General features: G+C 70.9%; 20 protein-coding genes and 1 pseudogene. 12 read left to right on the forward strand and 9 right to left on the reverse strand.

All coding sequences use genetic code 11. The features are described 5' to 3' along the window. Positions 1-2: 2 nt before the first annotated feature. The gene (locus tag ACZ55A_RS17605) at positions 3-371 is read left to right on the forward strand and encodes a VOC family protein (protein ID WP_468840645.1); all 369 of its coding nucleotides are present in this window, start codon (positions 3-5) and stop codon (positions 369-371) included. A gap of 47 nt (positions 372-418) precedes the next feature. Here the strand turns inward: ACZ55A_RS17605 and ACZ55A_RS17610 are convergent, their stop codons facing one another. Beyond that, positions 419-733, reverse strand: coding sequence for a hypothetical protein (locus tag ACZ55A_RS17610; RefSeq protein WP_468840647.1), 315 nt, complete (start codon positions 731-733; stop codon positions 419-421). A 167-nt stretch (positions 734-900) separates the two neighbouring features. Here ACZ55A_RS17610 and ACZ55A_RS17615 point away from each other — a divergent pair, with 167 nt between their 5' ends. Then, a complete protein-coding gene (locus ACZ55A_RS17615; protein ID WP_468840649.1) occupies positions 901-2010 on the forward strand; it encodes a hypothetical protein in 1110 nt (369 codons plus the stop codon). 28 nt (positions 2011-2038) lie between these two features. Here the strand turns inward: ACZ55A_RS17615 and ACZ55A_RS17620 are convergent, their stop codons facing one another. The 3 genes from ACZ55A_RS17620 to ACZ55A_RS17630 all read right to left on the reverse strand — a co-directional run bounded on the left by ACZ55A_RS17620 (position 2039) and on the right by ACZ55A_RS17630 (position 5737). Beyond that, positions 2039-2974 carry a hypothetical protein gene (locus tag ACZ55A_RS17620; protein ID WP_468840651.1) on the reverse strand — a complete coding sequence of 312 codons (936 nt, stop codon included), beginning with the start codon at positions 2972-2974 and terminating at the stop codon, positions 2039-2041. 225 nt (positions 2975-3199) lie between these two features. Further along, positions 3200-4309 carry a metallophosphoesterase gene (locus tag ACZ55A_RS17625; protein ID WP_468840879.1) on the reverse strand — a complete coding sequence of 370 codons (1110 nt, stop codon included), beginning with the start codon at positions 4307-4309 and terminating at the stop codon, positions 3200-3202. Between the two features lie 327 nt (positions 4310-4636). Continuing rightward, a complete protein-coding gene (locus tag ACZ55A_RS17630) occupies positions 4637-5737 on the reverse strand; it encodes a LacI family DNA-binding transcriptional regulator (protein ID WP_468840653.1) in 1101 nt (366 codons plus the stop codon). Between the two features lie 414 nt (positions 5738-6151). Here ACZ55A_RS17630 and hisC point away from each other — a divergent pair, with 414 nt between their 5' ends. From hisC to ACZ55A_RS17655, 5 genes are all read left to right on the forward strand, one after another. Then, a complete protein-coding gene (hisC, locus tag ACZ55A_RS17635) occupies positions 6152-7231 on the forward strand; it encodes a histidinol-phosphate transaminase (RefSeq protein ID WP_468840655.1) in 1080 nt (359 codons plus the stop codon). 342 nt (positions 7232-7573) lie between these two features. Next, on the forward strand, positions 7574-9082 hold the full coding sequence (locus tag ACZ55A_RS17640) for a cytochrome ubiquinol oxidase subunit I (protein WP_468840657.1): 1509 nt from the start codon (positions 7574-7576) through the stop codon (positions 9080-9082). A gap of 9 nt (positions 9083-9091) precedes the next feature. Then, positions 9092-10093: a cytochrome d ubiquinol oxidase subunit II gene (cydB, locus tag ACZ55A_RS17645; RefSeq protein WP_468840659.1), complete on the forward strand. Its 1002-nt coding sequence runs from the start codon at positions 9092-9094 to the stop codon at positions 10091-10093. A gap of 48 nt (positions 10094-10141) precedes the next feature. Continuing rightward, positions 10142-13699 (forward strand): thiol reductant ABC exporter subunit CydD, encoded by a 3558-nt coding sequence (cydD, locus tag ACZ55A_RS17650; RefSeq protein ID WP_468840661.1) that lies wholly within the window; start codon positions 10142-10144, stop codon positions 13697-13699. A 103-nt stretch (positions 13700-13802) separates the two neighbouring features. Further along, the gene (locus ACZ55A_RS17655; protein WP_468840663.1) at positions 13803-15503 is read left to right on the forward strand and encodes a sensor histidine kinase; all 1701 of its coding nucleotides are present in this window, start codon (positions 13803-13805) and stop codon (positions 15501-15503) included. A 7-nt stretch (positions 15504-15510) separates the two neighbouring features. Here ACZ55A_RS17655 and ACZ55A_RS17660 read toward each other — a convergent pair whose 3' ends face one another. Beyond that, positions 15511-16431 carry a Cof-type HAD-IIB family hydrolase gene (locus tag ACZ55A_RS17660; protein ID WP_468840666.1) on the reverse strand — a complete coding sequence of 307 codons (921 nt, stop codon included), beginning with the start codon at positions 16429-16431 and terminating at the stop codon, positions 15511-15513. A 150-nt stretch (positions 16432-16581) separates the two neighbouring features. Between ACZ55A_RS17660 and ACZ55A_RS17665 the strand changes: the two genes are divergently transcribed. The 3 genes from ACZ55A_RS17665 (at position 16582) to pspAB (ending at position 19372) form a co-directional block, all read left to right on the forward strand. Next, the gene (locus ACZ55A_RS17665) at positions 16582-17481 is read left to right on the forward strand and encodes an LLM class flavin-dependent oxidoreductase (RefSeq protein ID WP_468840668.1); all 900 of its coding nucleotides are present in this window, start codon (positions 16582-16584) and stop codon (positions 17479-17481) included. Between the two features lie 248 nt (positions 17482-17729). Next, complete coding sequence (htpX, locus tag ACZ55A_RS17670) at positions 17730-18629, forward strand: zinc metalloprotease HtpX (protein ID WP_468840670.1); 900 nt, start codon at positions 17730-17732, stop codon at positions 18627-18629. 179 nt (positions 18630-18808) lie between these two features. After that, a complete protein-coding gene (gene pspAB, locus ACZ55A_RS17675; RefSeq protein WP_468840672.1) occupies positions 18809-19372 on the forward strand; it encodes a PspA-associated protein PspAB in 564 nt (187 codons plus the stop codon). 36 nt (positions 19373-19408) lie between these two features. Here pspAB and ACZ55A_RS17680 read toward each other — a convergent pair whose 3' ends face one another. Beyond that, entirely contained in the window at positions 19409-19951 is a 543-nt protein-coding gene (locus ACZ55A_RS17680; RefSeq protein WP_468840674.1) for an RNA 2'-phosphotransferase, read from the reverse strand. An 86-nt stretch (positions 19952-20037) separates the two neighbouring features. Then, the gene (locus ACZ55A_RS17685; protein ID WP_468840676.1) at positions 20038-20676 is read right to left on the reverse strand and encodes a PadR family transcriptional regulator; all 639 of its coding nucleotides are present in this window, start codon (positions 20674-20676) and stop codon (positions 20038-20040) included. Positions 20677-20789: 113 nt separating this feature from the next. Here ACZ55A_RS17685 and ACZ55A_RS17690 point away from each other — a divergent pair, with 113 nt between their 5' ends. Together ACZ55A_RS17690 and ACZ55A_RS17695 are read left to right on the forward strand one after the other, a co-directional pair. Continuing rightward, positions 20790-21380: a hypothetical protein gene (locus ACZ55A_RS17690; RefSeq protein WP_468840678.1), complete on the forward strand. Its 591-nt coding sequence runs from the start codon at positions 20790-20792 to the stop codon at positions 21378-21380. Beyond that, positions 21377-22726, forward strand: a complete 1350-nt coding sequence (locus ACZ55A_RS17695; RefSeq protein ID WP_468840680.1) for a carotenoid oxygenase family protein — start codon at positions 21377-21379, stop codon at positions 22724-22726. Before ACZ55A_RS17690 ends, ACZ55A_RS17695 begins: the two co-directional genes overlap by 4 nt. 162 nt (positions 22727-22888) lie before the next feature. On the opposite strand, the gene ACZ55A_RS17700 is transcribed toward ACZ55A_RS17695, so the two are convergent. Together ACZ55A_RS17700 and ACZ55A_RS17705 are read right to left on the reverse strand one after the other, a co-directional pair. Then, positions 22889-24031, reverse strand: a complete 1143-nt coding sequence (locus ACZ55A_RS17700) for a MerR family transcriptional regulator (protein ID WP_468840881.1) — start codon at positions 24029-24031, stop codon at positions 22889-22891. 83 nt (positions 24032-24114) lie between these two features. Further along, positions 24115-24318: pseudogene (locus ACZ55A_RS17705) on the reverse strand (metal-dependent hydrolase); the annotation flags it as partial. Positions 24319-24328 lie beyond the last annotated feature (10 nt).

The following is a 24328-nucleotide window of genomic DNA, read 5'->3' on the forward strand; positions in this document are numbered from 1 at the left end:
CCATGGCCGCGCAATTGAAGCTGACGGCGATAACGCTCGACTGCGCCGACCCACTGGCGCTGGCGGCGTTCTATCAGCGGGCCACCGGGCTCCCACTCGCCGATCGGTCCGACAGTGACTTCGCAGGGCTCGCCCGTGAGGACGGACTGTTCCTCGGCTTCCAGCGGGTCGACGACTACCGGGCTCCGCGCTGGCCGGGGCAGACCGTGCCACAGCAGTTCCACCTCGACTTCGCGGTCGACGACCTCGACCAGGCCGAGGCCCTGCTGCTGGAGTTGGGCGCGGTCAAGCCGGAGGAGCAACCAGGTGGGGACCGGTGGCGGGTGTTCATCGACCCGGCCGGACACCCGTTTTGCCTGACCCGTGGCTGACGTCAAGGACACCGTGGGCAGCGTGCCGTCCGGCACACGCCGGGCCGTCAGAAGACCAGCCAGTACACCAGGAAGCCGATGACGGCGATGACCGGGATGAAGGGCGCCGCGATCACCAGGACCGTGACGATGTCGACGATCCGGTCGAACACCGTCTTGCGGTCCCGTGGATCATCCTTCCTCCGCACCGGCGTCGGCATGGCTGCCAGGCGTTCCCGCTCGCGCTGCCGCGCACGTTCCCGTTCGTACTGCCTGATGCCCTCGGCGACGGCCCGTTCCGTCTCGCGTTTGTCGCCGCGCCTGGAGCGTTTGATGCCGTCGGCGATCGCCTGCTCCAGATCGCGCTTCTCCCGCCAGTCCATTCGCTCTCCCCCACTCGCAGACCGCCGCTTCCATACGGTGCCGTATGGTACCTACGCTGCGCCTGAATCTCTCGCGCGTTTTCGTCCGCCCCGCTGTGACGGTTGTTGGCGGCACAGATATCGGAAAGCGGACCCGCTTCTTGATCATGTTGTCTACGCTCCGGGGAATGGGCGGAATCGACGTGGTCAACGGAGTGGTCGGCGCCGTGATGGGCATGGTCCTGGCGACGCTGTTCCAACAGCCGCTACAGGACGCCTGGTTCAAGGCCCGCAAGCGTTCGATGCGCGCGGTGCGCAACCTGCGTGCACGCGGGGAGGAGTTGCCGGGCCGGGCCTGGACGACCTTCTCCTTGGGGCCGCTGCACACCTCGGCGCTGATCGTGGAGGGCGACGGTGAGGCGTCGATCGCTGCCGATGCGATCCACCTCCAGGTTCTCGACGACGAGATAGCCCTGCCGGCGGACATGGCCGGCTGGCGTCAGGAGATCGAGGAGGAGAGCGAGCGGCTGCGGGCGGAGGGCCGTACACCGGTGTGGAACGGTCCGCGCTACGCCGTCGAGACGTTCGATGTCTCCAGGTCGGCACTCGACGAACAGCCGGAGGTCCATCTCAGGCTGCGGCCGACGGACTACTACACCTTTCTCGCCGCCCAGCAGCTCGACCGCCGCTTGCCCGACGGCACCACCCCGCGGTCCCGTTACCTCGACCCGGACCGTCCGCTGGCCGGGCCGGCCTTCCTGCATTGCAGCTTTGGGATCAACGTTGCCGTGGTGACCGCCGATGACATGCTCGTGGTCAGCCAGCGGAGCGCTCGCGTGCGGATGGCGCCCGGGGTGTGGAACTCCTCCGTGACCGAGGGGCTGTCCCGGCACATCGACTCCTCCGGAAGGAACGCACCGGATCTGTACGCGGTCTGCCGGCGCGGAATGCGTGAGGAGCTGTCGCTGGAGCAGCACGAGTACACCAGCTCCCTCTTGGCGTTCGTGCTCGATGTGGACCGGCGCCAGTGGTGCGCGCACTTCTACGCGAGGCTGAAGGATCTGACCAGCGAGGACCTTCAGGCGCGGATGAGCAGAGGTGTCGCGGACAGATGGGAGCACCAGACCATCGAGTACGTGCCCTTCCGTCCGGCGGACGTCGCCACGTACCTGCTGCGCACGGACCGCATCCACCGGTGGGCCCCGGTGGCCCCGGCGCTGTTCCATCTGGCGCTGGTGCATGTCCACGGGCGTACCTCGGTGGAACGGGCGGAGGCACAGGTGGTGCGCCGGCTGTAGCGGGTGCGGGCCCCTGCTCCCAACTCCCTTAATCAGGAGCCCGATCCGGGCTGCCGTACTCCTGGTTGCCGTACTCCGGACTCCCGTATTCGGGACTGCCGTACTCCGGGCTGGTGTAGTCCGGGCTGGAGTACCGGGGGCGGGAGCCCGACGAGCCGCGGTCGGGGCTGGTGAACTCGGGGCGGGTGTAGCCCAGGGTGGGGATGCGGCTCTCGGGGGCCGTGGTGCGCCGCGGGACGTAGCGGACCGGGTCCTTGTCCGGGGTCGCCGACGGATCGGCCAGCGCCTCACGGAGGAAGGGCAGCAGCCCGCGCTCCAGGAGGGCGCGCCGCCAGGCCTCGTGGGCGCTGTCGAGGGCCTCGGCCAGCTGGTCAGCCCTGACGGTCTGCGCCGACGAGCCGTTGCGCAGCGCCGTGATGACCAGCCCGCCCATCGCGAAGAGGGAGCCGACGGCGGTGAGCGCCGCGAAGACCCAGCCGACGCTGATCAGCGGCTGCGCCAGCGACTTGTCGGGGCCGAGCGCCCGCAGCACATAGCCGATGAGAAGGAAGAGGACGGCGGCGATGCCTGCGAGGACCGGGGCGAGGACGGTGATCATCGCGCCCAGCCCGGCACCGGTGGTTTCGGCCTCCGTCACGGCCGCGGCGGTGGCCGGTCCTCCTCCCTCGGAGGCGGCCGCACCCGGCTCCTCGTCGCTCGCGCCGGCACCCGGCGAGGCGGCCACCGGCGCGCGCAACTCGGCACGGAGCTGTACATAGCGCTGGTATTCGGCCGTGGCGCAGGCGGCGATGGCGGTGGTTGCGCTGAGCGCCATCGTGCGCAGTTGCTGGGCGTTGAGGTGCGGTGCCGCGGCGGCGCCGGTGCCGTCCGGGCGGTATTCGGCGGTACGCAGCGCCTCATCAAGGATCCGCGCGAATTCCGCGCGGTCCTCGTTCAGCAGGTGCGGAGCGCTGTTCATGTGCATCCCCCGATGCTCCGTAGGGCCGTACGGCCGGCGTTGGCCGGGCAGTGGGCGGAAACGGAGGAGAGCCTGCTACGGATAGACCGATGGTAGAGCGACTCCGGCACGTGGTGACAGAGAGTTTGCGGAAATTGAACAATGCCACGACCGGATTCCGCCGGTGCCGCCCCCTGCTCCCGCCCCGGACCTGCCCTCCGCCGGTCCGACGTACACCTGCCCGCGGAACGCTCAGCCAGTCAGCGGGAGTTGAACGACCAGCAACTTTCCGGCCATTGTGATGCCACCGTCCATGGCGATCGCCAGCCCGTCGGCGTAGACGTGCGGGCCGTCGACCGCGATGCCGTCGCTCTCGCCGTCCTCCGTGCCGACCTCGCCCAGCAGATACGGGATCGGGCTGTGGCCGTGGACGACCCGGTCGCCGCCGTAGGCGTCCAGGAGTTCGCGTACGGCCTGTGAACCGGACTCGTCGCGGAAGGCGAAGCGCTTGGTGAACTTGCGGAAAAGATCCCAGACTTCATCGGCGTCGCTGCGGGTGAGCACGTCGTGGACGGTGTCGTTGACGGCCTCGATGGAGTCGCCGTATTCGAGGTAGGCGGTGGTGTCGGAGTGCACCAGCAGATGCCCGTCCTCCTCCATCACGGCGTCCAGCCGGGCCATCCACTGGAGGTGGTGGTCCTCCAGGCGGTCCATATCGGTCTTCTGGCCGCCGTTGAGGAGCCAGGCGGCCTGGAACGAGGCGGTGCCGGCGCCGGACTGGACGGGGGTGTCGCCGAACCGCTTGGCGCCCAGCAGCAGCAGTTCATGGTTGCCCATCAGGGCCTTGCAGTAGCCGCCGGCCGCCGCGGCCTCGGCGGAGAGCTGCATGACCAGGTCGATCACGCCGATACCGTCCGGGCCGCGGTCGGTGAAGTCGCCCAGGAACCAGAGCCGGGCGTTGCCGGCCGCCCAGTTGCCGTCGGCGTCGATCAGGCCCTCGGCGGCCAGCGCCTCGCGCAGCTCGTCGTAGTAGCCGTGCACATCGCCGACGACGTACAGCGGGCCCATGCCCTCGGGCGCGTCGGGGTCGCCGGCCGCCTCGGGCACCGGGACGACGGCCGGCCGGTCGATGAGGGTGTCCGTACGGCCCGGGGTGACGACCGGGAGGTCGCGCGCGGTCGGGGTGTAGTCCTCCGCCAGCTCGACCGGCGGTGCCGCGGGCGGCGCGGCGGGCGCGGGCGGCGGTCCGGCCGGCAGATGCAGCGGCGGACCGGCAGGGGGGACCGGGGAACCGGCGGGCACGCCGAAGGGCGCTCCGGGCAACGGGGACTCCGGAGTCTGTCCCCCCATGGTCCACACCATGGGTACCTGACTGGCCCCCTGAGTCATCGACCCCTCCACCGTCGCGCCGCCGTGCACCTCTCGGACCTTTGCCTGGTCGACGGCGGTCCGCGGTGTCGTGCGCCCATCATAGGAATGCCGATCGCGGGTTGTGACGCACCCGGGGGTGATCAATCACGCAGAGCCCGGCATTCGCGGCTGATTTGTACCGTGATCACCCAGTTTTTTCCTGGCCGACGGGGGCGCCCGCCGTCGGCCGGCAAACCCGCTCATCCGTATGCGACTGCACACGCGGAGCCTGTCCTTGACGCTCCGCCCGGGCCCGGACCGGCGTGCAAAGACAGGCTTTCAGTCGCAGGAGGGGCCCCGCGGCGGGCTGATGGTCGTCCGGGGGGACCGTCGCTGGGAAGAGGTGCGCACGATCAGATCGGTCGGTATCACCTGTTCGACGGGCCGGCCGTTGTCGAGTCCTTCGATGGCGTCGATGAGGATCTGGACGACGGCGGTGCCGATGCGGCGTGGCTTGAGCGACAGGGTGGTGATGGGCGGCTCGGTGGAGGCGTAGACGGTGGACTCGCTACAGCAGACCAGTAACAGGTCCTCCGGCACCCGCAGCCCGTAGCGCCGGGCGGCGGCGAGCAGGTCGGTGCCGTTGGGGTCGAAGAGTCCGTAGACGGCGTCCGGCCGGTCCGGACGGGCGAGCAGCCGGTCGGCCGCGACGGCGCCCGCGCACGGGTCGTGCGCCGGGTACGACTCGTAGACCGGGTCCTGGCCGACGCGCTCGCACCAGCGCAGATAGGCGGTGGTCGACAGCCGGGTGTAGGTGTCGGTGGTGGTGCCCGTGAGCAGCCCGATACGGCGGGCGCCGGCCTCCGCGAGGTGGTCGAGCAGCCCGAGGACGGCGGCTTCGTGGTCGTTGTCGACCCAGCCGGTGACCGGCAGGGTGCCGCCGGGGCGGCCGTCGGAGACGACCGGGATGCCGTGCCGGACCAGCTCGGTGACGACGGGGTCGCCGTCGGCGGGGTCGATGACGACGGTGCCGTCCAGGGCGACGTTGGACCACACGTCGTGGCGGGAGGTCGCGGGCAGGATGACCAGGGCGTAGCCGCGGGCCAGGGCCGCGGAGGTGGCGGCTCTGGCCATCTCCGCGAAGTACGCGAACTCGGTGAAGGTGAAAGGTTCATCCCCGTACGTGGTCACGGTCAGGCCGAGGAGCCCTGACTTGCCGGTACGGAGGGTGCGGGCGGCTGCGGACGGGCGGTAGCCCAGCCGGTCGGCCACCTCGCGGACATGGCTACGGGTGGCATCCGGAAGCCGGCCCTTGCCGTTGAGCGCGTCGGAGACGGTCGTGATCGACACCCCGGCTGCGGCGGCCACGTCCCGGATCCCCGCCCGCCCCAGCCGGCGACCGGTCGACCGGCTCACCTGGTGCTTCCCTGCTGCTGTCATGGCGAGCCGATAGTAGGGCTCGACAGGGCCATTCGCGGGTCTCTGCCGATGGCTGTGGAAAGGCACGTTTCTGCATGGTGATCTACCGTCAATTGCCTACGAAGTGGAGTAAGTTGGCGTTAATATTGATCATTCAGGGGGAGATTCGAGGTCTTTGCCTGTAGATCGGCTCCGGTCTCGAAGCGCTCTCATGTCACCTTGACGGGGGATGCGCGCCACGGCGTGAGCCACGGGCGCGCGCCGGTCCGGAGAGCGCGCGCTGTGGGCTTTGCGCCGGGTGCTTCGCGCGGCCGCGCCGGGGCCGGCATGCCGCGGGCACCGGTCCGGCTTCGCGTCGGGGCTGCCGCCGAACGGGTCAATCCTCATAAGGTGTGCAGTATTGGAGACGAGCGGGACGGTCGAGGAGGACCTGCGGTGAGCGAGAAGACCCCGAAGCTGCGTGCTGCGCTGGACGGTATCCCGACCTACAAGCCGGGCCGCCCGGCCCCGGCCGGCGGTCCCGTCACGTACAAGCTGTCCTCCAACGAGAACCCCTATCCGCCGCTGCCCGGGGTCCTGGAGAGTGCGGTGACCGCGGCCGGCTCCTTCAACCGCTACCCGGACCTGGCCTGCACCGGCCTGATGGCGGAGCTGTCCGAGCGGTTCTCGGTGCCGGTGGAGCATCTGGCGACCGGGACCGGATCGGTGGGCGTGGCCCAGCAGCTGGTCCAGTCGACGGCCGGGCCCGGCGATGAAGTGATCTACGCCTGGCGGTCGTTCGAGGCGTACCCGATCATCACCCAGGTCTCCGGTGCCACCGCCGTGCCGGTCCCGCTGACCTCGGGCGACGTGCACGACCTGGAGGCGATGCTCGCCGCGATCACCGACCGGACCCGGTTGATCTTCGTCTGCAACCCCAACAACCCCACCGGCACCGTCGTACGCCGTGCGGAGCTGGAGTCCTTCCTGGACCGGGTGCCGGGCGACGTCCTGGTGGTGCTGGACGAGGCGTACCGCGAGTTCATCCGTGACCCCGAGGTCCCGGACGGTATCGATCTCTACCGCGACCGTCCCAACGTCTGTGTGCTGCGGACCTTCTCCAAGGCGTACGGCCTGGCCGGGCTGCGGGTCGGCTTCGCGGTGGGGCATGACGAGGTGGCCGCCGCGCTGCGCAAGACGGCGGTGCCGTTCGGGGTCAGCCAGCTCGCGCAGGAGGCGGCGGTGGCGTCGCTGCGCAGCGAGGCGGCGCTGATGGAGCGGGTGGATGCGCTGGTGGCCGAGCGGGCACGGGTGGTCGACGGGCTGCTCGGGCAGGGCTGGACGGTCCCCGAGTCGCACGCCAACTTCGTCTGGCTGCGGCTGGGGGACCGTACGACCGACTTCGCGGCGGCCTGCGAGCGGGCCGGGGTGATCGTGCGGCCGTTCGCCGGCGAGGGTGTCCGGGTCACGATCGGTGAGACCCCGGCGATGGACCTGTTCCTCCAGGCCGCGGAGGAGTTTCGCAAGGCGCTGTAAGCGCTGTCGGGCAGTGAGCAAGCCGGTGTAAGGCGTTGCAGTGAGGCCGTGGATCCGTCGATCCGCGGCCTCAGGCTTGTCCTCTCCGCCACGAATTCAACAACGTGTTGAAGCTCGGGCGGAAGGGTGCGCGCGGGCTGCGGCGAGCCCCAGGGGAATCCGCAGACGCCATAAATCCGGACGTGATCGCAGTCACGTACCCCCGCCGTCATGGCGGAGAAGCGATGGGAGATAATTGCTTGTGAATGTGAACGCGTTCACAAGCCCGTCCCGGTATGTACCGCTTTATGTGACACAAAAGGGACATTGCCCTAGGCAATGGCGACGTTAGGAGAGCGAGGCGTGGAACTGGCGTTGGCGCCAGAGACACTGGCGCGATGGCAATTCGGCATCACGACCGTCTACCACTTCCTGTTCGTCCCCTTGACGATCTCCCTCGCCGCTCTGGTGGCCGGACTTGAGACCGCATGGGTGCGAACGGGCAAGGAGAAGTACCTCAGGGCCACCAAGTTCTGGGGCAAGCTGTTTCTGATCAACATCGCGATGGGTGTCGTCACCGGCATCGTCCAGGAGTTCCAGTTCGGCATGAACTGGTCCGACTACTCGCGGTTCGTCGGTGACGTCTTCGGTGCCCCGCTGGCCTTCGAGGCCCTGATCGCCTTCTTCTTCGAGTCCACCTTCATCGGCCTGTGGATCTTCGGCTGGGACAAGCTGCCCAAGAAGATCCACTGCTTCTGCATGTGGATGGTCTCGATCGGCACCATGCTCTCGGCGTACTTCATCCTGGCCGCGAACTCCTGGATGCAGCACCCCGTCGGCTACAAGTACAACGCCGCCAACGGGCGCGCCGAGCTCACCGACTTCTGGAAGGTGCTGACGCAGGACACCACCCTGGTCGTCGCCTTCCACACACTGACCGCGGCCTTCCTGACCGGCGCCGCGTTCATGGTCGGCATCTCCGCGTACCACCTGATGCGCAAGAAGCACCTCAAGGTCATGCGGACCTCGCTGCGGCTCGGTCTGATAACCCTCGTCATATCCGGCCTGCTCACCGCGATCAGCGGTGACTCGCTCGGCAAGGTCATGTTCAAGCAGCAGCCGATGAAGATGGCCGCGGCCGAGGCGCTGTGGGACAAGGAAGAGCCGGCGCCCTTCTCGGTCTTCGCCTACGGAGATGTCGACAAGGGCCACAACAAGGTCGCCATCGAGGTGCCCGGCCTGCTCTCCTTCCTCGCGCACAACGACTTCAGCTCGCCGGTCCCCGGCATCAATGACGTCAACAAGGCCGAGCAGCAGAAGTTCGGGCCCGGCGACTACCGGCCCAACATCCCGGTCGCCTACTGGGGCTTCCGCTGGATGATCGGCTTCGGTATGTCGTCCTTCGCCATCGGACTCGCCGGGCTCTGGCTCACCCGGAAGAAGTTCTGGCTGTCGCCCGGACTGCGTACCGGCGACGACGAGCCACCGCACCTCGCGCTCACCAGGAACAAGGTGCTCGGCGCCCGGCTGAGCAAGTGGTACTGGTCGCTCGCCTTCGTCACCCTCGGCTTCCCGCTCCTGGCGAACTCCTGGGGCTGGATCTTCACCGAGATGGGCCGGCAGCCCTGGGTCGTCTACGGCGTGCTGCGCACCTCGGACGCGGTCTCCCCGGGCGTCTCGCAGGGCGAGGTACTCACCTCGATGATCGTCTTCACCACGCTCTACGCGATCCTCGCCGTGGTCGAGGTCAAGCTGCTGGTGAAGTACGTCAAGGCCGGCCCCCCGGAGCTCACCGACTCCGACCTCAACCCGCCCACCAAGATCGGCGGCGACAGCGCCGACGCCGACCGGCCGATGGCCTTCTCGTACTAGGAGGCGACTGTGCAACTCCATGACGTCTGGTTCGTCCTCATCGCCTTCCTCTGGACCGGGTACTTCTTCCTCGAAGGGTTCGACTTCGGGATCGGCGTGCTCACCAAGCTCCTCGCCCGCGACCGGCGCGAGAAGCGGGTACTGATCAACACCATCGGGCCGGTCTGGGACGGCAACGAGGTCTGGCTGCTCAGCGCGGGCGCTGCGACCTTCGCCGCCTTCCCCGAGTGGTACGCCACCCTCTTCTCCGGCTTCTACCTGCCGCTGCTGTTCATCCTCGTCTGCCTGATCGTGCGCGGCGTCGCCTTCGAGTACCGCGCCAAGCGGACCGAGGAGCGCTGGCAGCGCAACTGGGAGCAGGCGATCTTCTGGACCTCGCTGCTGCCCGCGGTGCTGTGGGGCATCGCGTTCGGCAACCTCGTGCGCGGCGTGAAGATCGATGCGCACAAGGAGTACGCCGGCAGCGTGCTCGACCTGCTCAACCCCTACGCGCTCCTCGGCGGCCTGGTCACCCTGACGCTGTTCACCTTCCACGGCGCGGTCTTCGCCTCGCTCAAGACGGTGGGCGACATCCGGGAGCGGGCGCGCAAGCTGGCGACGGTCCTCGGGCCGGTCACCGCGGTGCTCGCGGTCGGCTTCCTGGGCTGGACCCAGGCCGAGAAGGGTGACGGCACCAGCCTGATCGCCATGATCGTTGCGGTGGTTGCGCTGGTCGCCGCGCTCGGGGCCAACAGGCTCGGGCGTGAGGGCTGGGCGTTCGCCTTCTCCGGCCTCACCATCGTGGCGGCGGTAGCGATGCTGTTCCTGACGCTCTTCCCGAACGTCATGCCGTCCACGCTGAACGAGAGCTGGAGCCTCACGGTCACCAACGCCTCGTCCAGCCCGTACACCCTGAAGATCATGACCTGGTGTGCGGGGATCGCCGCCCCCCTCGTGATGCTCTACCAGGGGTGGACGTACTGGGTGTTCCGTAAGCGCATCGGTACGCAGCACATCGCCGAATCCCACTAGCTGAGCCTCCGCCTCTCGGGGCGGCCTCGGCAGGATGGACTGTTTCACGTGAAACCCGTCGACCCGCGCCTGCTCCGTCACGCCCACGCCACCCGCGGCTTCCTCATAGCGGTGGTGGTGCTCGGGCTTGCCGGAGCGGGGCTGGTCGTCGGCCAGGCGATGCTGATCGCCGAGATCGTGGTCGGAGCCTTCCAGCGCGGTCAGGGTCTCGGCGGTCTGACCACACCGTTGGCGCTGCTGGCCGCGGTCTCCGTCGGGCGCGGTCTGGTCTCCTGGCTCACCGAGCTGGCCGCGCACCGCGCCGGTGCGGCCGTCAAGTCCGAGCTGCGGACGCGGCTGATCGAGCGGGCGGCGCGGCTGGGGCCGGGCACCGGCACGGCGGCCGATGACGGCACCCTGGACCTGCGCACCGGTGAGCTCACCACCCTCGCCACCCGCGGTATCGACGCCCTCGACGACTACTTCTCGCGCTATCTGCCGCAGCTGGGGCTGGCGGTCGTCGTCCCCGCGGCCGTGCTCGCGCGGATCGTCACCGGCGACTGGATCTCGGCGCTGACGATCGTGCTCACCCTGCCGCTGATCCCGCTGTTCATGGTCCTGATCGGCTGGGCCACCCAGTCGCGGATGGACCGTCAGTGGCGGCTGCTCGCCCGGTTGTCCGGCCACTTCCTCGATGTCGTCGAGGGCCTGCCCACCCTCAAGGTCTTCGGCCGGGCCAAGGCCCAGGCCACCGCCATCCGCACCATCACCAGCGCATACCGCCGGGCGACCCTGCGCACCCTGCGGATCGCCTTTCTCTCCTCCTTCGCGCTGGAGCTGCTGGCCACGATCTCCGTCGCACTGGTCGCGGTCGGCATCGGGATGCGGCTGGTACACGGTGAACTCGACCTCTACACCGGCCTGATGGTGCTGGTCCTCGCGCCCGAGGCGTATCTGCCGCTGCGGCAGGTGGGCGCGCAGTACCACGCCGCGGCCGAGGGGCTTGCCGCCGCCGAGGAGGTCTTCGCGGTGCTGGAGACACCGCTGCCGCCGGCCGGCACCGCGCCCGCACCCGAGGGCACCGGGCTCTCCGTCGAGGACCTGGTGGTCCGTCACCCCGGCCGGACCGCCGACTCGCTCCCCGCGACCTCGTTCGAGGTCCGGCCCGGCGAGACCGTCGCCCTGGTCGGCCCCTCCGGCGCCGGTAAGTCGACGCTGCTGAGCGCGCTGCTCGGCTTCACCCGGCCGTCCGGGGGCCGGGTCCTTGTCGACGGCCGGGACCTTGCCTCCCTCTCCCCCGACAGCTGGCGGCAGCGGATCGCCTGGGTGCCGCAGCGCCCGCATCTGTTCGCCGGCACCATCGCCGAGAACGTACGGCTGGCGCGACCGGACGCGGACGAGGCCGCGGTACGCACCGCCCTGGCCGACGCCGGTGCACTCGACTTCATCGACGCGCTCCCCGACGGTATGAAGACCCGGCTCGGCGAAGCGGGCGCCGGGCTCTCCGCCGGCCAGCGTCAGCGCCTCGCGCTCGCGCGTGCCTTCCTCGCGGACCGCCCGATCCTGCTGCTGGACGAGCCCACCGCGAACCTGGACGGCGAGACCGAGGAGGCCATCGTCGCCGCGGTCCGCCGGCTCGCGGCCGGCCGTACGGTCCTGCTCGTGGTGCACCGGCCGGCGCTGCTGTCGGTGGCGGACCGTGTGGTGCGGCTGCCGGGGCCGGCGCCCGCCGCGGGCCCGACGGCGGTTTCACGTGAAACCGCGGCACGGCCGTCCGCGCCGTCCGCGGCCCCCACAGGGACCGGCAGCGACACCACGCCGGAGACCACCGCCCCCACCCGTGGTGCGGCGCTCACCCGGCTACGGCACCTGGCCCGTGCCCGCCGCGCGCGCTTCGCCTTGGCGCTGCTGCTCGGCAGCCTCGCGCTGGGCAGCGCGGTGGGCCTGATGGCGACCTCCGGCTGGCTGATCTCGCGGGCCGCGCAGCAGCCGCCGGTGCTGTATCTGATGGTGGCCGTCACCGCGACCAGGGCGTTCGGCATCGGACGCGCGGTCTTCCGGTACGCCGAGCGGCTGGTCGCGCACGATGCGGTCTTCCGGATGCTCGCCGACGTACGCGTGGCCGTCTTCCGCCGGCTGGAGCGGCTGGCGCCGGCTGGACTCAAGGAGCGCAGCCGTGGCGATCTGCTCTCCCGGCTCGTCGCCGATGTCGATGCGGTCCAGGACTACTTCCTGCGCTGGCTGCTGCCCGTCGGGGCGGCGGTGCTGGTCGGCGCGGGCGCGGTCGGCTTCACCGGATGGCTGCTGCCGGAGGCCGGCGCGATCCTCGCCGCCGGGCTGCTGCTCGCGGGCGTGGCGGTGCCAATGCTCTCGGGTGCGCTGGCCCGGAGGGCGGAGCGCCGGCTGGCACCGGCCCGCGGCCGGCTCTCCACCCGCGTCGTCGATGTGCTCACCGGTACCGCCGAGTTGACGGTGGCCGGTGCGCTGACGGCCCGTACGGAGTCGGTGCGGCGCGCGGACCGCGAACTCACCCGGATCGCGTCCCGCTCGGCCGCGGTGGCCGGGACCGGCGCCGGGCTCTCGGCGCTGGTGTGCGGGCTGACGGTCGCCGCGGCGGCGGTGGCCGGTGTGCAGGCGGTGCACGCGGGCCGGCTGGCCGGGGTGGCGCTGGCGGTCGTCGTGCTCACCCCGCTCGCCGCCTTCGAGGCGGTCGCCGGGCTGCCGCTCGCCGTGCAGTACCGGCAGCGCACCCGCCGCGCCGCCGAGCGGGTCTTCGAGGTGCTGGACGCCCCCGCACCGGTGCAGGAGCCGACCGTGCCCGCGCCGGCTCCCGGATCGCCGTTCCCGCTGGTCGTGCGGGATCTGACGGCGCGCCACGCCGGGCAGCGGAGGCCGGCGCTGGACGGTGTCTGCTTCACCCTGACGTCCGGTCAGCGGCTTGCGGTCGTCGGCCCGTCCGGCTCCGGCAAGACCACGCTGGCGCAGCTGCTGCTGCGCTTCCTGGACCGGGAGTCGGGGACATACACGCTGGGCGGGACGGATGCCCAGGCCATGGACGGCGATGCGGTCCGGCGGCTGGTGGGCCTGTGCGCGCAGGACGCGCACCTCTTCGACAGCTCGCTGCGGGAGAACCTCAGGCTCGCCCGCCGGGACCGGAGCGCCGGCCCGGGCGACGCCGAAGACCGGGACCTGTGGGACGCACTGGGCCGGGCGCGGCTCGCCGACTGGGTGCGCGGGCTGCCCGACGGCCTGGACACCATGGTGGGCGAGCACGGCGCCCGGCTGTCCGGTGGCCAGCGGCAGCGGCTGGCGCTGGCCCGTGCGCTGCTCGCGGACTTCCCGGTGCTGGTCCTGGACGAGCCCGCCGAGCACCTGGACCTGGCCACGGCCGATGCGCTGACCGCCGACCTGCTGGCGGCGACCGAGGGCCGCACCACGGTCCTGATCACCCACCGGCTCACCGGTCTGGAGTCGGTGGACGAGGTGCTGGTGCTGGAGGGTGGCCGGGCTGTGCAGCGCGGCGGTTACGCGGAGCTGGCGGCCGCCGACGGTCCGTTCCGGCGGATGCTGGAGCGCGAGCGGACGGTGGATGCGGCGTACGGCGAAGGAGAGGCGGTACGGGCGTAGGGCCTGACTCCCTGATCTCCGTGCGGCACGGGCCGGGCCCGCGCCCCGTGCCGCCGCAAAGCTGCACTTTCCCTGCAAATGCCCCCTTATTAGGCTCGTGGGCATGGAGCCCGCCCCCGACCCCATGGATGCCGCCACCGAGGCCACCCGCAGTCTGCAAGGTCTGTCCTCCGAGCTGACCGCACGCGTACCGCAGCTGCTGGAAGCGATGCGCACGGTCGGCGCGGGCCTGGACCTGCACATCACCCTCGACCGGATCGTGGAGACCGCCGCCGAGCTCGCCGACGCCCGCTACGCCGCCATCGGGATCATCGACGACGCCCGCGAGGGACTGTCGGACTTCGTCACGTACGGCGTGACCGCGCAGGAGCACGAGCGGATCGGCGGGCTGCCCGACGGCCACAAGGGCCTGCTCGGCGCGCTCATCCACGACCCCAAGCCGCTGCGGCTCAGCGATCTCACCCAGGACCTCCGCTCGGCCGGCTTCCCGCCGGGGCATCCGCCGATGCGGACGTTCCTGGGGGTGCCGGTCCGCGTCCAGGGCGAGATCTTCGGCAACCTCTATCTGACCGAGAAGCGCGGCGGCGGGGAGTTCAGCGAGGAGGACCTGCACATGGTGCGGGTGCTCGCCACCGAGGCCGGTATCGCGATCGGAAACGCCCGGATGCACGCGGCGACCCGCCAGCGGGAGCGGTGGATCGACGGTTCGGTGGCGGTGACCACGGAACTCCTCGCCGGCAGCGGTGTCGACGATGCGCTCGCGGTGGTCGCCGAACAGGCCAGGAAACTGGCGGAGTCGGCGGCCGGCATCGTGCTGCTGCCCGACGACGAGGGCGGTCTGGAGATCGTCGCGGTATCGGCCGACGACCCGACGGGGATCATGGGGACGCATATCCCGCCCGACAGCCCGGTGGCCGAACAACTCCTCGCCGGCGAGGCGGTGTTCGTGGACGACTCGGCCACCGACCCCCGGATGGTCACGGACATCGCCGCCCGCTTCGGACCGAGCATGATGCTGCCGCTCAAGAGCGGGGGCCGGGTGCTCGGCACGCTGGCCACACCGCGGTCCCGGGGCGCTCGTCCGTTCACCGCGGCCGAGCGGACGTTGGCGATCCAGTTCGCCGCGCAGGCCGCACTGGCGCTGGTGCTGGCCGACGCGCAGCGCGACCGCGAGCGGCTGGCGGTCTACGAGGACCGCGACCGGATCGCCCGTGACCTGCACGATCTCGTCATTCAACGGCTGTTCGCGACCGGCATGATGCTGGAGAGCGCACAGCGCAGGACGATCGTCCCCGAGGTGGCGCAGGGCGTCGGCAAGGCAGTCGACGAGCTGGACGTGACCATCCAGGAGATCAGAACCGCGATCTTCGCCCTCCAGCAGGCGCCGGCCGAGGTGCCGTGCGGCCTGCGGACCCGGGTGCTGCGCGAGATCGGCACCGCCGCCGTCCCCCTCGGCTTCCAGCCGTCGGCCTCCTTCGTCGGCCCGGTCGATTCCCGGGTCGGCGAGCTGACCGGCAAGAACCTGATCGCCGCACTGCGCGAGGCGCTGTCGAACGCCTTCCGGCACGCCCAGGCCTCCCGGATCGAGGTCGTCGTCGACGCCACCATCACCTTGCCGGACGGCACCGACGGCGTCCGGCTGACCGTCGCCGACGACGGCATCGGCATCCCGGACAGCGGCCGCCGCAGCGGCCTGAAGAACCTCTCCAAGCGCGCCGAGTCACTGGGCGGCTCCAGCGCTTACGGACCGGGGCTGGGCAAGAACGGCACGGGCACGACCGTGACGTGGGAAGCGCCGCTCTAGGAGCCGTTCAGCCTGGCAGGAAGCCCGGTTCGCCGCACCGCCGCAGGATCTGCTCGATGACGACCGCCACACCGTCGTCGTTGTTGGAGGCCGTCCGGTGGGTGGTGGCCGCCAGCACCTCCGGATGCGCATTGGCCATGGCGTACGAGGTGCCGGCCCAGGTCAGCATCTCCATGTCGTTCGGCATGTCCCCGAAGGCGACGACCTCTTCGGGGCTGATGCCGCGCTCCGCGCAGCAGTGGGCGAGGGTGCCGGCCTTGCTGACACCGGGGCCGCTGATCTCCAGAAGGGCCGTGGGGCTGGACCGGGTGAAGGACGCGAGACCACCCGCGACCGTGCGGGCCAGCGACAGGAACGCGTCGGGCTCCAGCTCGGGGTGGTGGGCGAGCAGCTTGATGACGGGCTGGTCGGGGAAGGCCTGGTCGGCGTCCTCGGCGGCGCTGAGCGGCGCCACGAAGTCCTCGGCCAGCAGCTTCTCCACCGGCGCGACGACCGCGGCCGGGTCCAGCAGGAGGGGCGGGTACTGCGGCTCGTAATGGATGCCGCTGGTGCGCTCGACCGCGAACGAGGTGCCCGGCGCGGCGCTGCGCAGTGCGTCCACGACATCGAGGGCGATCGTCCGCTCCAGCGGGCTGACCTCGACGATCCGTCCGCCGCGGTGCAGATCGATGACGGCCGCACCGTTCGCGCAGATCGCCAGGCCGTGACCGTGCACATGGTCGCTGACCACGCCCATCCAGCGCGCCGGGCGCCCGGTGACGAAGAAGACCTCGATGCCGGCCCGCTCGGCGGCGGCGAGCGCGGCGATCGTCCGGTCGGAGACCGTCTTGTCGTCGTGCAGCAGCGTGCCGTCGAGGTCGGTGGCGATCAGCCGGGGCGCAACGGACGGTTCGGGCGTCCGGAGTGGCGTAGCAGGGGCATCAGTCACGGGGCCATCTTCCCGTACCTTCGCGCACAGGCGTGCGGTGGGTTGCGCGTATGAGCCCGCGAGGCGGGGCCGAAGCGGGGGCGCGGGCCGGGGTACCGGGGCACGGAGGCGGCTCGTCGGTTGTCTCCGGGCGGCCGTACGCTCGAAGGCATGCGACTGAGCACCCTTATCCTCCCCGTCCGCCGTTGGTCCGAAGGCGGGCGGGAGGTCTGGCAGCGCGCCGAGGAGCTGGGCTTCCACGCCGCGTACACCTATGACCACCTCTCGTGGCGGAGCTTCCGTGACCAGGCCTGGTTCGGCGCGCTCCCGACGTTGACCGCCGCGGCGGCCGCCACCTCACGGCTGCGTCTGGGCACCCTCGTCACCTCGCCGAACTTCCGGCACCCGGTCACCCTCGCCAAGGAACTGATCTCGCTCGACGACCTCAGCGACGGCCGTATCACCCTGGGCATCGGTGCCGGCGGCAACGGCTTCGACGCCACCGCGCTCGGTCAGGAGCCCTGGTCACCGCGGGAACGGGCGGACCGTTTCGGCGAGTTCGTGGCGCTGCTGGACCGGCTGCTGACCGAGGACGCCGTGACGTACGAGGGCGTCTACTACTCCGCGGATGAGGCACGCAACATCCCCGGCTGTGTCCAGCGGCCGCGGCTGCCCTTCGCGGTGGCGGCCACCGGGCCGCGCGGGATGAAGCTCGCCGCCCAGTACGGCCAGGCGTGGGTGACGACCGGTGACCCCAAGGTCTCGAACGGGGGCGGGACGCCGACCGACTCGCTGGAGGCGGTCCGCGGGCAGACCGAACGGCTCGCCAAGGCCTGCGCCGACCAGGGCCGGGACGCCGGTGACCTGCGGAAGATCATGCTGAGCGGCTTCACCCCGGACCGTCCGCTGGACTCCGTGGACGCCTTCGTGGACTTCGCCGGCCGGCACGCCGAGCTGGGCATCGACGAGCTGGTGCTCCACTGGCCGATCGCCGACTCGGTCTTCGAGGCCGATGTCGAGGTCTTCGAGCGGATCGCCACGGAGGGGCTTACCCAGCTGAGCGGCCAGTAGGGCGGCTGCCGGGGCCGGTCGGGGCCCCTGGCGACAGCGACTTCAGGGGCTCATGGCTCACCGGGACGGCGCCCTCCGGGCGGGCCCGACTCGCCCGGCCGGCTGCCGACCTCGGCTTTACCCCGTATATAGCCCTGAAGAGGGAGAATCGGGACAGCGGCGCAGTGTGGCGGACGCGGCGCGCGGGCCGAGGCCGGCGCGGGAGCGGCCCGGCGCACTGCGCGAAGTGCGGTGTGTGTGGAGGAGCCATGGCACAGACCCGATTCGCCCCGGACCGCGGGCTGACCTCGCGCATGGTCACGACGATGTTCCTCATCGGACTGCTGTACGTCGTGGTCGTCGGTGTGCTGGTGGTGCTGCTCAAGGGCGCCTGGGTGGTGGTGCTGCTGATCGCCGGTGCGCTGTTCGTCGCGCAGTTCTGGTTCAGCGACCGGATCGCGGCGTTCAGTATGGGCGCGCGCGAGGTCACGCCGGAGCAGGCCCCGGAGCTGCACGGCGCGGTCGACCGGCTGTGTGCGCTGGCCGATATGCCCAAACCGCGGGTCGCCATCGCCCAGTCCGATGTGCCGAACGCCTTCGCGACCGGCCGCAACCGGAAGAACTCGGTGGTCTGCGCCACGACCGGGCTGCTCAGGCGGCTGGAGCCCGAGGAGCTTGAGGGGGTGCTGGCCCACGAGCTCTCGCATGTCGCGCACCGCGACGTCGCGGTGATGACCATTGCGTCGTTCCTCGGCGTACTGGCCGGGATCATCACCCGGGCCGCTCTGTGGAGCGGCGTCGGCCGCAACAACCGGGACCAGAACACGGCCATCGCCGTGCTCATCGTCACCGCCGTCAGCGTGGTCGTCTATGCGATCAGTTTCCTGCTGACCCGGCTGCTGTCCCGTTACCGCGAGCTGTCCGCCGACCGGGCCGCCGCGCTCCTGACCGGCCGCCCCTCGGCGCTGGCCGCCGCGCTGACGAAGGTCACCGGTCAGATCGCCCGGATCCCGACCGAGGACCTGCGCAAGGCCCAGCCGTTCAACGCCTTCTACTTCGCCCCGGCGCTCACCAAGGAGAGCTTCAGCCGGCTGCTGGCCACGCACCCGACGCTGGAACAGCGGCTGGAGCAGCTGGGCCGCATAGCGACGGAACTGGGGCGGCCGTGACGGGCGGGGCGCGGGAGCCGGAAGCAGCCTTCACGGACGGTCCGAGGAGTTCCGGCGCCGCCGTGACGGCGGAGCGGGTGAGGCAGCGATGCAGTGATGTGGGGCAGCCGTAGGAGGGCGGTCCGCCGCGATGAGCAGTCGTGACGGGCGGCCTTCCGTGAGGAAGGAGCAGTTCGCGCATGGGATTCCTGGACGCCATCCTGGGCCGCAGCAAACCGGTACGCCCCGATCTCGACCAGCTCTTCGCGCTGCCGTCCGCGGCGGTGACGCTCCAGGCCGCGGCCGGCTTTTCGGCCACCGGTCTGGGGTCGGTGTGCTTCGCGAGCGTCGAGGGCGGGGCGTTCTCGCGCATCCAGGAGGAGGCGCGCGCCCTGCTGGACGGGCCGGTCGAGTTCACCCAGGACGCCTACGGCTATACGTGGCTGCTCGTCCGGCATGCACCGGAGGACGTGGCAGGCCTGGTCAACGACCTGCACGCGGTCAACACCTCCCTGGAGGAGGCGGGTTTCGGCCCGCAGCTGCTGTGCTCACTGGTCGGCTTCCGCGACGACCGGCAGCGGTCGCTGGCGCTGGTCTACCTCTACAAGCGCGGCACGTTCTACCCGTTCGCGCCGAAGCAGGACGGCGGCGAGAAGCGTGACAACCCGCTGGAGCTCCAGGCCCGGGCGATGCTCGGCAACGATCTGACGATCGAGCAGGACCTGGCGCGATGGTTCCCGGTGTGGGGGGCGCCCGGACTGTGACCCGACGAGCCCGAGGTCTTCAGGGGGGCGGAGGGCTCAGCCGGGGAAGCGCAGGAACTCGGCCGGGACGCGGCTGGTGAGCCAGACCCCGTTGGCGCTGACCCGGAAGACATGGCCTTGCTGGTGCATCGCCCCGGCCTCCACCGTCAGGACCACGGGCTTGCCGCGCCGCGCGCCCACCCGGGTCGCCGTTTCGCGGTCCGGCGAGAGATGCACGGCATGCCGTGCCATCGGCCGTAGCCCCTCCTCCCGGATAGCGGTCAGGCTGCGGGCCACCGTGCCGTGGAAGAGGTACGGGGGCGGGACGGCCGGCGGAAGATCGAGGTCCACGCGCACGGAATGGCCCTGGTTGGCGCGGATCCGGCCGTCCTCAAGGGCGTAGCGCTGCTTGTCGTTGCCGACGACCACGGCCTCCAACTCCGCCCGGGAGAACGGGAACCCATGGCGCGCCGCGGCAGCCATGAGCTCGTCGACGGGCACCCAGCCCTGGGCGTCGAGGGTGAGGCCGATCCGTTCCGGCTGATGGCGCAGATGCATCGCCAGGTACTTCGAGAGGCGCACGGAGCGCTCGCTGTTCATGGCTCCAGGGTGCCGCGCGGAGCGCCGGGCGGCACCTGAATTCGCGGCCGGGGCGTCTGCGGCCCGACCGGCGTGGCCGGGTGCGTCTACTCCCCGGCTCCTTCGGGGGCTCCGCCCTGCTCAGCGCCCTCCCCTTCCTGCCGACGGCCTGTCTCCCGGTGGCCCTCCGCATGCTGCGCCTGTGCGAGCTCGCTGGCCTTTCTGGCCTTTGCGTTGGTCACCTCTTCGGCCGCCCACCGGGCCCACTCCTCCTGGGCCGCCGAGATCCGCAGGCCGTACTCAAGAGCGATCCGCCCGTAGACCGAAATCATTTCCTCGTCCCAGTCGACGGCCTCGTCGATCCGCCGGCATGCGGCGTGCATGCGGGCGGCGCGCTCGGCCTGGTGCAGCAGGTACGTCTGCGCTTCGAGCGGAGTGACGACGCCGAGGAAGAAGACGCGCAGCAGTCCGTCATGGCGCTGGGGACTGCTGGGTTCGACCTCGGTGAGCCAGTGGCGCAGCTCCGCCAGACCGTCCTCGGTGATCGCGTACTCCTTGCGGCCGCGGGGGCCGCGGGCGGAGACCTCGACCAGGCCGGCGGTCGTGAGCTTGCCGAGCTCGCCGTACACCTGACTCTGCGTGGCCGGCCAGACGTTCACGAGCGAGGCGTTGAAGAGCTTCATCAGGTCGTAGCCACTCGCGGGGGATTCGGCCAGCAGGCCCAGCACGGCATGTTTCAGGCTCATGGTCAGCACTTTACCTTCCACTGTTGACATGTCAAAGGTGGAGGTTCTACCTTCGACATGTCGAGATTGGAATGTTCGCGGGTGAGTCTGGCCGCGAGTGAGCAGGGGGAGTCATGAACTATCTGCGGAGCTTCGTCCCGTGGCTGGTCTTCGCGGGGGTGTCCTCGGCCGGCTGGCAGTGGGGTGCGCTCGCCGGTCTGGCGGTCGCCGTCGCGCTGCTCATCGCCGACCGGGCCGCGGGCCTCGCGCTCGACTACCGCCTGCTGGAGTACGGCACGATCGTGTTCTTCGCGGCCCTCAGCGTGCTGGCGTTCGCCAGCCCCGACAGCGGCCTCAAGGCGTACGGCAGTGCGCTCTCGATGGGCTGGCTGGCGGTTGTCGCCTGGTCGTCGATCGCCGTACGGCGCCCCTTCACGATGGGCATAGCGCGCCGCATGGCCCCGCCGGAGGTCTGGCACACCCCGCTGTTCCACCGCATCAATGTCGTGCTGACGGCCGTGTGGGCACTGTCCTTCACCCTCACCGCGGTCGCCCAGGCAGCCGTCTCCGCCCTTGCGCTGAACGTCGGCTTCTCGATCGCCCTCCAGATCGCAGGATTCGTCCTTCCCGTCCGCTTCACCGCCACCTATCCGGAGCGCGCCCGCGCCCGCTTCATGGAGCAGTCCGGTGCGCGGTCCACCATCCAGGGAGGCCTGGCCTCATGACCACCGCATCTCCGAACACGCCCGTCGAATCCACCGCTCCCGCACCGCATATGGCCGGCAACTTCGCGCCGGTCAAGGAGGAGCTGACCGCCTACGACCTCCCGGTCACGGGCACGATCCCGCCCGAGCTCAGCGGCTGGTACCTGCGCAACGGCCCCAACCCGAAGGACGCAGCAAGCCGGCACTGGTTCTTCGGTGACGGTATGGTCCACGGCCTGCGCCTGGAGGGCGGCCGGGCCGTCTCCTACCGCAACCGCTGGGTGCGCACCTCGACCTTCACCGACGGAGTGCCCGCCCGGGATGCCCAGGGCCGGCGCAATCTGGCGGCGGGGGTGGCCAACACCCATATCGTCCGGCACGCCGGCCGCACGCTCGCACTCGTCGAGTCGTCCTTCCCCTATGAGATCGACTGCCGTCCCGGCCATGAGCTGGAGACCCTCGGGCCCCATGACTTCGGGGGCCGGCTCACGACGGCCATGACCGCGCACCCCAAGACCTGCCCGACCACCGGTGAGCTGCACTTCTTCGGATACGGCGGGCCCACCCCGCCGTATCTCACCTACCACCGGGCCGATGCGGCAGGGGAGTTGGTGATCAGCCGCCCCATCGACGTGCCGGGGCACACGATGATGCATGACTTCCATCTGACCGCCGGCCATGTCGTCTTCATGGATCTCCCGCTCGTCTTCGACCGCAACCACCCAGGTATGCCGTACCGCTGGTACCCGGAGTACGGCGCCCGGCTGGGCGTACTGCGCCGCGACGACCCCTTCGGCGAGGTCCGCTGGCTGCCCATCGACCCCTGCTATGTCTTCCACGCGCTGAACGCCCATGACGACGGCGACCAGCGCATCGTCCTGTATGTCTCCCGCTACGCCGACTTCGGTGGCACGACCCCGCCCTGCCTCTGGCGCTGGACGATCGATCTCGTCGCCGGCACGGTCACCGAGGAACAGCTCGACGACCAGCTCTGCGAGTTCCCGCGGGTGGACGACCGCCTGGCCGGCCACTTCACCCGCTTCGGCCACGGCACAGCCGGCGAACTGCCCGGCACCGGCAACATCCCGGGCGCCCTGCTCCGCTACGACCTACAGACCGGCGCGGTCGTCCGGCACGCTTTCGGCCCCGGCCGCACCCCGGGCGAGGCGGTCTTCGCCCCGGCCGACGGCCGCCCCGGCGGACCGGGCTGGCTGATGACCTACGTCTATGACGCCTCCACCGACACCAGCGATCTGGTCATCCTCGACACGGAGGACATATCCGCCGACCCCGTCGCCACCGTCCATCTCCCCCAGCGCGTGCCCTACGGCTTCCACGGCAACTGGCTTCCGGATCCAGCGCGTTGACGAGCTCAGGGCGCGCAGGGCCGCGTCCGCCCGCTCCTTGACAACTGAACAACGAAGAGAAGAGGCACCACGAAAGCGCGACCGGAGACGCCAAGGGGTGCGGGCGCGGGGCGATGCCCAAGACAGGCCCCTGGCCGGCCGGCCCCGCACCTGACCGGTGGATCAGGCAGGGCCCGCGACGCCTGGCCCGTCCTCGCCGCCCGCCGCCACCGTCCCACGCTCGCCGGACGCCAGTGCGTCCATGGTGCGGGCCTGCACCTCCCGCCGGGCCGCGGCAGTGATGAACGCCGCCGTGTTCTCGGCGCCCACCAGGGCCCGGACGGCCGCTACGGCCTCGGCGGGCAGCGCCACCGTCTCCGAGGCGGGCGCATTCGGGGCAACGGCCTCCGGGGCGGTGGACCCTGGGGCGGCGGGCCCCGGGGTGGCAGTCTCCGAGTCGGTCGCGGTACGGGGGTCCGCGGCCGGCTCGGGGGTGGCCCGAGGCCCGGGGATCCGTCCCGATTGATCATCTTCGGGGTCGTCCGCCCTGTTGGCCCTCCGCGTCTCGGCCGGAAGGACGGCTTCGCTGAGGTGATGGCGGAGGTAGCGGGTGGCCAAGGTGCGCATGGCGCGGGCGAGTTCGGCGTCGATGGTCTGCTGGGCCAGTGGGCGCAGCCGGCGGACGAGGGCGGCCGCCTCGGCGGCCTCGGCCTCGGTGGGCGGGTGGTCGAGGAAGGGCTGGAAGATGTGCTCGGTGGTGAAGTCCAGGAAGCGGGAGGCGATGTGCTCCACCTGGCCGCGCACCTCCCGCAGATGCCCGGAGATCGCCGGCAGCGGGACGCCGGCGGAGTGCAGTTCGGCGGCGACGGCGAGCTCCTGCGGGCTGGGCACAAGGAACTCGTCGTCCCGGCCGGGGATGCGTTCCAGGACGCCCAGCTCGACGGCCTCTGCGACCGACGCCTCGTCGGAGGTGCCGCCGAAGGTGGCGTCCAGGTCGGCGCGGCTGATGCGGGTCGCCTGCTCGTCGGTCCAGGGGCCGTCGATCTCGGCGACCAGGCCCAGCACCCCGCCGAGATCGAGGCCGGCGTCCCAGGCTTCGAGGAGTTCCTTGATGCTGGCGAGGGTGTAGCCGCGGTCGAGCAGATCGGCGATCTGGCCCAGCCGGGCCAGATGGGCATCGCCGTAGACGTTCGCCCGGCCGCGGCGCTCCGGACGGGGGAGCAGCCCGCGGTCCTGGTAGGCGCGTATCGAACGGACCGTGGCGCCGCTGAGGTGAGCCAGGTCCTCAATGCGGTACTCGGCCGCATGCGACGCGGCCGTATGCAGCGGCGCCGTATGCGACGCGGCCGTTGGGGACGGGGCTGTGCGGGGTGCGGCCTCAATCGGCTGCTCGGTCACTGGGGTGCTCCTCACGAGATGGCCGCTCGCCATGAGGCGGCCGCCCTGCCCGCCATGCCCGCCGCGGCCCGCGCGGCCGGGGAGGACGCCGGACAGGCGACGGCCGTGCGCAGCGACCCTTCCTGCGAGGGATGGTACGACCGTCGCAGATACCGCGGTATCGCCGCGCCTCGCGCACGCCGGGCGGGCAGTCCCTTGCGGCCGGCGAGCAGGTGCCCCACCGAC

This window comes from Streptomyces sp. NPDC034111 (genome assembly GCF_055575375.1).

What these genes read in the sequence shown, in the direction of transcription:
- ACZ55A_RS17605 (WP_468840645.1), top strand. Translation starts at nt 3, where the DNA reads ATGGCCGCGCAATTGAAGCTGACGGCGATAACGCTCGACTGCGCCGAC.
- ACZ55A_RS17610 (WP_468840647.1), bottom strand. Translation starts at nt 733, where the DNA reads ATGGACTGGCGGGAGAAGCGCGATCTGGAGCAGGCGATCGCCGACGGC.
- ACZ55A_RS17615 (WP_468840649.1), top strand. Translation starts at nt 901, where the DNA reads ATGGGCGGAATCGACGTGGTCAACGGAGTGGTCGGCGCCGTGATGGGC.
- ACZ55A_RS17620 (WP_468840651.1), bottom strand. Translation starts at nt 2,974, where the DNA reads ATGCACATGAACAGCGCTCCGCACCTGCTGAACGAGGACCGCGCGGAA.
- ACZ55A_RS17625 (WP_468840879.1), bottom strand. Translation starts at nt 4,309, where the DNA reads ATGGTGTGGACCATGGGGGGACAGACTCCGGAGTCCCCGTTGCCCGGA.
- ACZ55A_RS17630 (WP_468840653.1), bottom strand. Translation starts at nt 5,737, where the DNA reads ATGACAGCAGCAGGGAAGCACCAGGTGAGCCGGTCGACCGGTCGCCGG.
- ACZ55A_RS17655 (WP_468840663.1), top strand. Translation starts at nt 13,803, where the DNA reads ATGGAGCCCGCCCCCGACCCCATGGATGCCGCCACCGAGGCCACCCGC.
- ACZ55A_RS17665 (WP_468840668.1), top strand. Translation starts at nt 16,582, where the DNA reads ATGCGACTGAGCACCCTTATCCTCCCCGTCCGCCGTTGGTCCGAAGGC.
- htpX (WP_468840670.1), top strand. Translation starts at nt 17,730, where the DNA reads ATGGCACAGACCCGATTCGCCCCGGACCGCGGGCTGACCTCGCGCATG.
- pspAB (WP_468840672.1), top strand. Translation starts at nt 18,809, where the DNA reads ATGGGATTCCTGGACGCCATCCTGGGCCGCAGCAAACCGGTACGCCCC.
- ACZ55A_RS17680 (WP_468840674.1), bottom strand. Translation starts at nt 19,951, where the DNA reads ATGAACAGCGAGCGCTCCGTGCGCCTCTCGAAGTACCTGGCGATGCAT.
- ACZ55A_RS17685 (WP_468840676.1), bottom strand. Translation starts at nt 20,676, where the DNA reads ATGAGCCTGAAACATGCCGTGCTGGGCCTGCTGGCCGAATCCCCCGCG.
- ACZ55A_RS17690 (WP_468840678.1), top strand. Translation starts at nt 20,790, where the DNA reads ATGAACTATCTGCGGAGCTTCGTCCCGTGGCTGGTCTTCGCGGGGGTG.
- ACZ55A_RS17695 (WP_468840680.1), top strand. Translation starts at nt 21,377, where the DNA reads ATGACCACCGCATCTCCGAACACGCCCGTCGAATCCACCGCTCCCGCA.